Genomic DNA, 5,675 nt, shown 5'->3' on the forward strand with positions numbered 1-5,675 from the left:
GACGTCCTGAAATCCTCGCTCCCGCGGGCGACCTGGAGTCCTTGAGGGCCGCGCTCGCCAGCGGAGCGGACGCCGTCTATTTCGGGCTCGACGAGGGCTTCAACGCCCGCGCCCGCGCCGACAACTTCTCCCTCGAGCGCCTGCCCGAGACGATGGCACTCGTCCACCGGGCCGGGGCCCGCGCCTACGTGACGCTCAACACGCTCGTCTTCGAGCCCGAGCTGCCCGTGGTGGAGCGCATCCTGCGCCGGGTGGCCGAGTCGGGTGTGGATGCCCTCATCATCCAGGACCCGGCCATCGCCCTGCTGGCCCGCGCCATCTGCCCCCAGCTGGAGCTGCACGCCTCCACACAGATGACCGTCTCCAGCGCCGAGGGCATCCGCTTCGCCCGGGGCCTGGGCGTCACCCGCGTCGTCGTCCCCCGCGAGCTCTCCACCACCGAAATCCGCCGGCTCGCCGGGCAGACGGACATGGAGCTGGAGGTCTTCATCCACGGCGCGCTCTGCATGTCCTGGAGCGGCCAGTGCCTCACGAGCGAGGCGTGGGGAGGTCGCTCGGCCAACCGGGGCCAGTGCGCCCAATCGTGCCGCCTGCCCTATGACCTGGTGGTGGACGACCAGACGCGCGATCTCGGGGAGGTGCGCTACCTGCTCAGCCCCAAGGACCTGGCGGGCGTGCGCGCCGTACCGGAACTCATCGACATCGGCGTCCACAGCCTGAAGATCGAGGGTCGGCTCAAGGGCCCGCAGTATGTGATGAGCACCGTGCAGGGGTACCGGCGCTGGGTGGATGGCATCCTCGCCGGCAAGCCGGACGAGCGCCGGCTGGCGAGCGACCTGGCGGAGATGGCCCTCACGTACAGCCGGGGCTTCTCCAACGGCTTCCTCGCGGGCTCGGACCATCAGACGCTCGTCGAGGGCCGCTTCCCCAAGCACCGGGGCCTGTACCTCGGCCGGGTGCGCTCGGTGTCCGGCAAGGACGTGGTCGTCACCCCGGACGAGCGCCCGTGGACGGGCGGACTCGGACTGGGCGAGGAGCGCCCCGAGGCCCCCAACGGGCAGGTGGCCTCTCCCCTCCAGGGCGAGCCCGTGCCGGCCGCCGTGGACCCACGCCCCGGCATGGGCGTCGTCTTCGACGCGGGCACGCCCGTGGCCAAGCACGAGCCCGGAGGCCCCATCTTCCGCGTGGAGCGGCGGGGCACGGGCTGGGTGCTGGGCTTCGGCCACCCGGGCCCGGACCTGGGGCGGGTGGCACCCGGTCAGCACGTGTGGCTCAACAGCGATCCCGCGCTGGTCCGCCACGCCGAGAGCCTCATCTCGCAGGGGGAGCCCGAGGGCCGCATCCCGCTGACGCTGAAGGTCTCCGGCGCGCCGGGGACCCCGCTCAGCCTGCACGCCAGCGCCTGGGGACACGAGGGCACGGTGACGGGCCAGACGCCGCTCGCTCCGGCGCGGGGCGCGGGCCTGGACGAAACCCTGCTGCGGGACAAGCTGGGCGCCTTCGGAGGCACGCCCTTCACGCTGGCGCGGCTGGACCGCGCGGAGCTGGCGCCGGGGCTGCACCTGCCCGTGTCCGAGCTCAAGGCACTGCGCCGCGACCTGGTGGCCCGGCTCGCCGTCGAGGTGGAGCGGGGCCCGAAGCGCACGGTGAACGAGCAGCCGGTGCTCGAGGACGTGCGCGCCTCGCTGCTCGCGCGGGTGCCCGAGGCGCCGGCCGAGGAAGGCGCGCGCCTGCTGCCGCTGTGCCGCGATGACGCGCAGTTGGAGGCCGTCATCGCCGCGGGCCTGCGCGAGGTGGAGCTGGACTGGATGGAGCTGGTGGGCCTGCAACGCGCGGTGGAGCGGGCGCGGGCGGCCGGGCTGCGCGTGACGATCGCCACGGTGCGGGTGCAGAAGCCGGGCGAGGAAGGGTACGACGCGCGCATCGACAAGCTGCGCCCCGACGCGGTGCTGGTGCGGCACTGGGGGGCGATGGTGCACTTCCTGGAGCGTCCCGAGGGCCAGCCGCGTCCGGTGCTGCACGGGGACTTCTCGCTCAACGTCACCAACTCGCTGACGGCGGCGCACCTGCTGAGCCTGGGGCTGGACACGCTCACCTTCTCGCACGACCTGGACGAGACGCAGCTCTTCTCGCTGCTGGAGCACGTGCCGGCGCACCGCTTCGCCGTGGCCCTGCACCACCACATCGCCACGTTCCACACGGAGCACTGCGTGTACTCGCACACGCTGTCCAACGGGCGCGACTTCAAGAGCTGCGGCCGCCCGTGCGAGAAGCATCAAATCTCCCTGAGGGATCGCATCGGCCAGGAGCACCCGGTCATCGTGGACGTGGGGTGCCGCAACACGGTGTTCAACGCGCAGGCGCAGAGCGCGGCGTCCCTGGTGCCCAAGCTGCTGGAGCGAGGGGTGCGTCGCTACCGGGTGGAGTTCGTCCGCGAGACACGGGACGAGGCCACGCGCGTGCTGGCCGCCTACCAGGAGTTGCTGGCGGGGAGAATCCCGCCGGCCGAGGCGGTGCGACGGACCTCCGTGCACGAGCAGTTCGGCGTCACCCGGGGAACGATGAAGGTGCTCAGCTGAGCCCTACCCGGAAGCCCGCGAGGCCGTGCGCCCACTGACGGACGCATGGGCCTCGACGAGGCCGGAGAGGTCCTCGATGACGAGCGCGCGGGCGATCTCTCCGTCGCGGAACTCGAGGACGAAGGCGAACTCGCTGTGGCACGCCTTGCCCGTCTTGCGCACGGTGAAGCGCTCATCGCCGAGGACGATGACCTGCTTGCCATTGCCGACGAAGTCCCAGGTGTGGATCTCCCGCACCTCGAGCAGCTCGTCGACGAGCTCGAAGTAGTCCGCGATGGCCCGCCTGCCGCGAAACTCGCCGCTGAGGGGCGTTCCAGGAGGCAGGGACAGCTTGTAGACGGCGTCCTCCGCCATCCGTTCGAGGAGGGGCTGGGGACCGCCGACCTGGGCCATCTCCTCGAAGATCTGCCTCGTCCGCTCCACGTTCTTCTTCTCTTCGGACACGACGACTCCTCACAGCGGGGTACCGCGAGGAGCACTTTCCCCCGAGGGGCCAACACGGGTCCAAGTCGAGCGGGCGCACCTGTTCGACGGCACACACCGCCCCAAGGCCCCTCGTGTAGAGTTCCCGTATGACGCAGGTCGCCATCGTGGGGTACGGACGCTTCGGACGAGCACTCGGCGCGCTGCTGGAGGCGGCGGGCATCGGCTACCGGGCGATGGACCCGGCGGCGGACATCCCCGAGCCCCTCCGCGCGGGCTCGCTCCAGGAGCTGGTGGCCGGGGCCGAGTACGTGGTGGTGGCCGTTCCCGTGCCGAGGATGCGGGCCGTGCTGGAGAGCCTGCGCCCCCACCTGCGAGCCGAGCACCTGGTGCTCGACGTGGGCAGCGTGAAGGTGAGGCCCGTGCGGGACATGACGGAGAAGCTCGGCACGCGGGTGCCCTGGGTGGGCACGCATCCCCTCTTCGGTCCGCTCAGCCTGGCCGTGGCCGAGCGCCCGTTGCGCGTCGTGGTGTGTCCCAACCCGCTCCACCCGGACGCGGCCCGCCGCGCGAACCGCTTCTACGAGCGGCTGGGCTGCGAGATCGTCGAGCAGACGCCCGAGGGGCATGACCGGGTGATGGCGCACACGCACGCGCTCACCTTCTTCGTGGCCAAGGGGATGGTGGACGCGGGCTCGGGGCTGAACGTGCCCTTCGCCCCGGCCAGCTTCAAGGCGCTGTCGCGCACCATCGAGATCGTCCGCTCGGATGCCGGACACCTCTTCACCGCCATCCAGCGGGAGAACCCCTTCGCGGCGGAGGCGCGGCGGCACCTGTTGGACGCGCTGGGGACCATCGACCGCGAGCTGGAGTCCCTGCCACCCGAGGAGGAGCTGCCGGAGCCGGCGAGCCTGGCCCTGCCGGCGCTCGAGTCGGGCCTGCCAGAGCTCAAGGAGACACGCGAGCACATCGATCAGCTCGACCGTGAGCTGGTGGAACTGCTGGCACGGCGGGCCGAGCTGGCGAAGCGGGCCATCCGAGCCAAGGCCCAGGCGGGACAGCCGGTGCCCGACCCGGCCCGGGAAGAGAAGGTGATCGCCTCGCGTCGCGCCTGGGCCACCGAGCTGGGGCAGGACCCCGAGGGCATGGAGACCATCTTCCGCGCCATCCTCCGCTTCTCCCGGCGCGCCCAGCATTCGGACTAAGCTGGGGGCATGCCCTTCCCGCGTGCCCTGCTCACCGGACTCCTCCTCGCGGCCCTGGCCCTGCCGGGCTGCAAGCGCAGCTCCCCGAAGGCAGAAGAGGAAAAGGTAGAAAAGGTCCAGGCACCCGAGGGCCCCCGGGGGGACCCGGCCCCCTTCACCCGCGCCGGCCTCACCGCCCCCACCACGGCGCCGGGCGTGCCGGAGACGGGCGAGGTGGACCTCCCGGAATTGCGCGAGGCCGTGGCCGACCCCCAGCCCATCTCCGACAACGAGCTCGCCCAGCTCGTCCAGCAACGCCGCCTGGAACAAGCGGGCGGGCTGAGGCGGGACCCAGGGCAGAACGTCCCCCGCGAACCCAGGACCTTCGGAGAGGTGGATGAGTCACTCGGCTCCGAGGCGATGGAGCAACGCGTGGGCGCCGCCGCACCGACGGGAGCGCCCCCGCCCCCGCAGTCTCCCGCCGCGGCACCCGCCCCAGAGGAGGAGCGCCCTCCCGTCCGGGTGATGGAGCAGAAGCGGCGGGAGATCATCCACATCATCCAGGGCACGGAGGAGAACCGCTCGGTTCGGCGCTCCAGGGCCGCCGCGACCGCCTACATTCCCCCGAGCCAGCTCGAGCCCGAGGAGAAGCCCGAGGAGAAACCCGAGCCCGAGAAACTGGCGCGCCCGGTGCTGCCGAAGGTGGAGGCCGCGCCGCGCATGGCCAAGGTGCTCGTCCAGGACGAGCAGGGCCGCTACAAGCCGCTGGTGGCCCGCGCGGTACGGGTGGTGACGTACATCCAGGGTGCCCGCGCGCGCACGGTGGTGGACTACCTCTTCGAGAACGACACCGCGCGCCCGCTGGAGGGCACCTTCTATTACCCACTGCCGGGCGGGGCGACGGTGGCGGGCTTCGCGCTGTACTCGGGCGCGGTGGCGGTGGAATCGCCCACGCTCTTCCAGTCCTCGGAGCTGTTGCCCCCGCTGGGGGACTCGGGCCGGGCGGAGGAGCTGGTGGCGGCGGCCCCGCCGAGCCCGAAGGGAGCGAAGCGCTCGTGGGGCGTGCCCCAGGAGGCCCGCGTCGTCGAGCAGAAACGCGCCCGCCAGGTGTACGAGGACGTGGTGCGCCAGAACGTGGACCCGGCGCTGCTGGAGTGGGCCGGGGCCTCCACCTTCAGCGCGCGCGTCTTCCCCCTGCCGCCCAAGTCCCTCAAGCGCGTGGTGCTCGCCTACGAGCAGACGCTCCTCTTCGATGGCCAGCGCCTGCGCTACACGTGGCCGCTGCCCCCGGAGGCCGGCAAGGGGCTGAAGGTGTCGGCGCGCGTCCACGTGGACCCGAGCCACGCGGGAGAGGTGACGGTGGGCCCGGAGGAGGGCACGCCCCGCACGCTCGGCTCCTGGCGGACGTGGGACTGGCGGAAGCTCCAGGGTGACGGCGCGCTGGAGGTGGCACTCACCCCACGCAAGGCGGAGGCGGACGTGCTGGTGG

The 5,675-nt window shown here is 72.2% G+C and carries 4 protein-coding genes; 3 read left to right on the plus strand and 1 reads right to left on the minus strand.

Going from position 1 to position 5,675, the window contains the following annotated elements; all coding sequences use genetic code 11:
• The coding region (locus tag VF794_RS35225; RefSeq protein WP_331117506.1) for a U32 family peptidase at positions 1-2,579 on the plus strand (2,579 nt) is incomplete at its 5' end.
• Between the two features lie 3 nt (positions 2,580-2,582).
• On the opposite strand, the gene VF794_RS35230 is transcribed toward VF794_RS35225, so the two are convergent.
• Entirely contained in the window at positions 2,583-3,023 is a 441-nt protein-coding gene (locus VF794_RS35230; protein ID WP_331117507.1) for a nuclear transport factor 2 family protein, read from the minus strand.
• A 128-nt stretch (positions 3,024-3,151) separates the two neighbouring features.
• Between VF794_RS35230 and VF794_RS35235 the strand changes: the two genes are divergently transcribed.
• A complete protein-coding gene (locus VF794_RS35235) occupies positions 3,152-4,207 on the plus strand; it encodes a prephenate dehydrogenase/arogenate dehydrogenase family protein (RefSeq protein WP_331117508.1) in 1,056 nt (351 codons plus the stop codon).
• Between the two features lie 9 nt (positions 4,208-4,216).
• A partial coding sequence (locus tag VF794_RS35240; protein WP_331117509.1) for a VIT domain-containing protein occupies positions 4,217-5,675 on the plus strand: 1,459 nt, incomplete at its 3' end.

Source organism: Archangium sp. (assembly GCF_036389735.1).
In the GTDB taxonomy this organism is placed as follows: domain Bacteria; phylum Myxococcota; class Myxococcia; order Myxococcales; family Myxococcaceae; genus Archangium.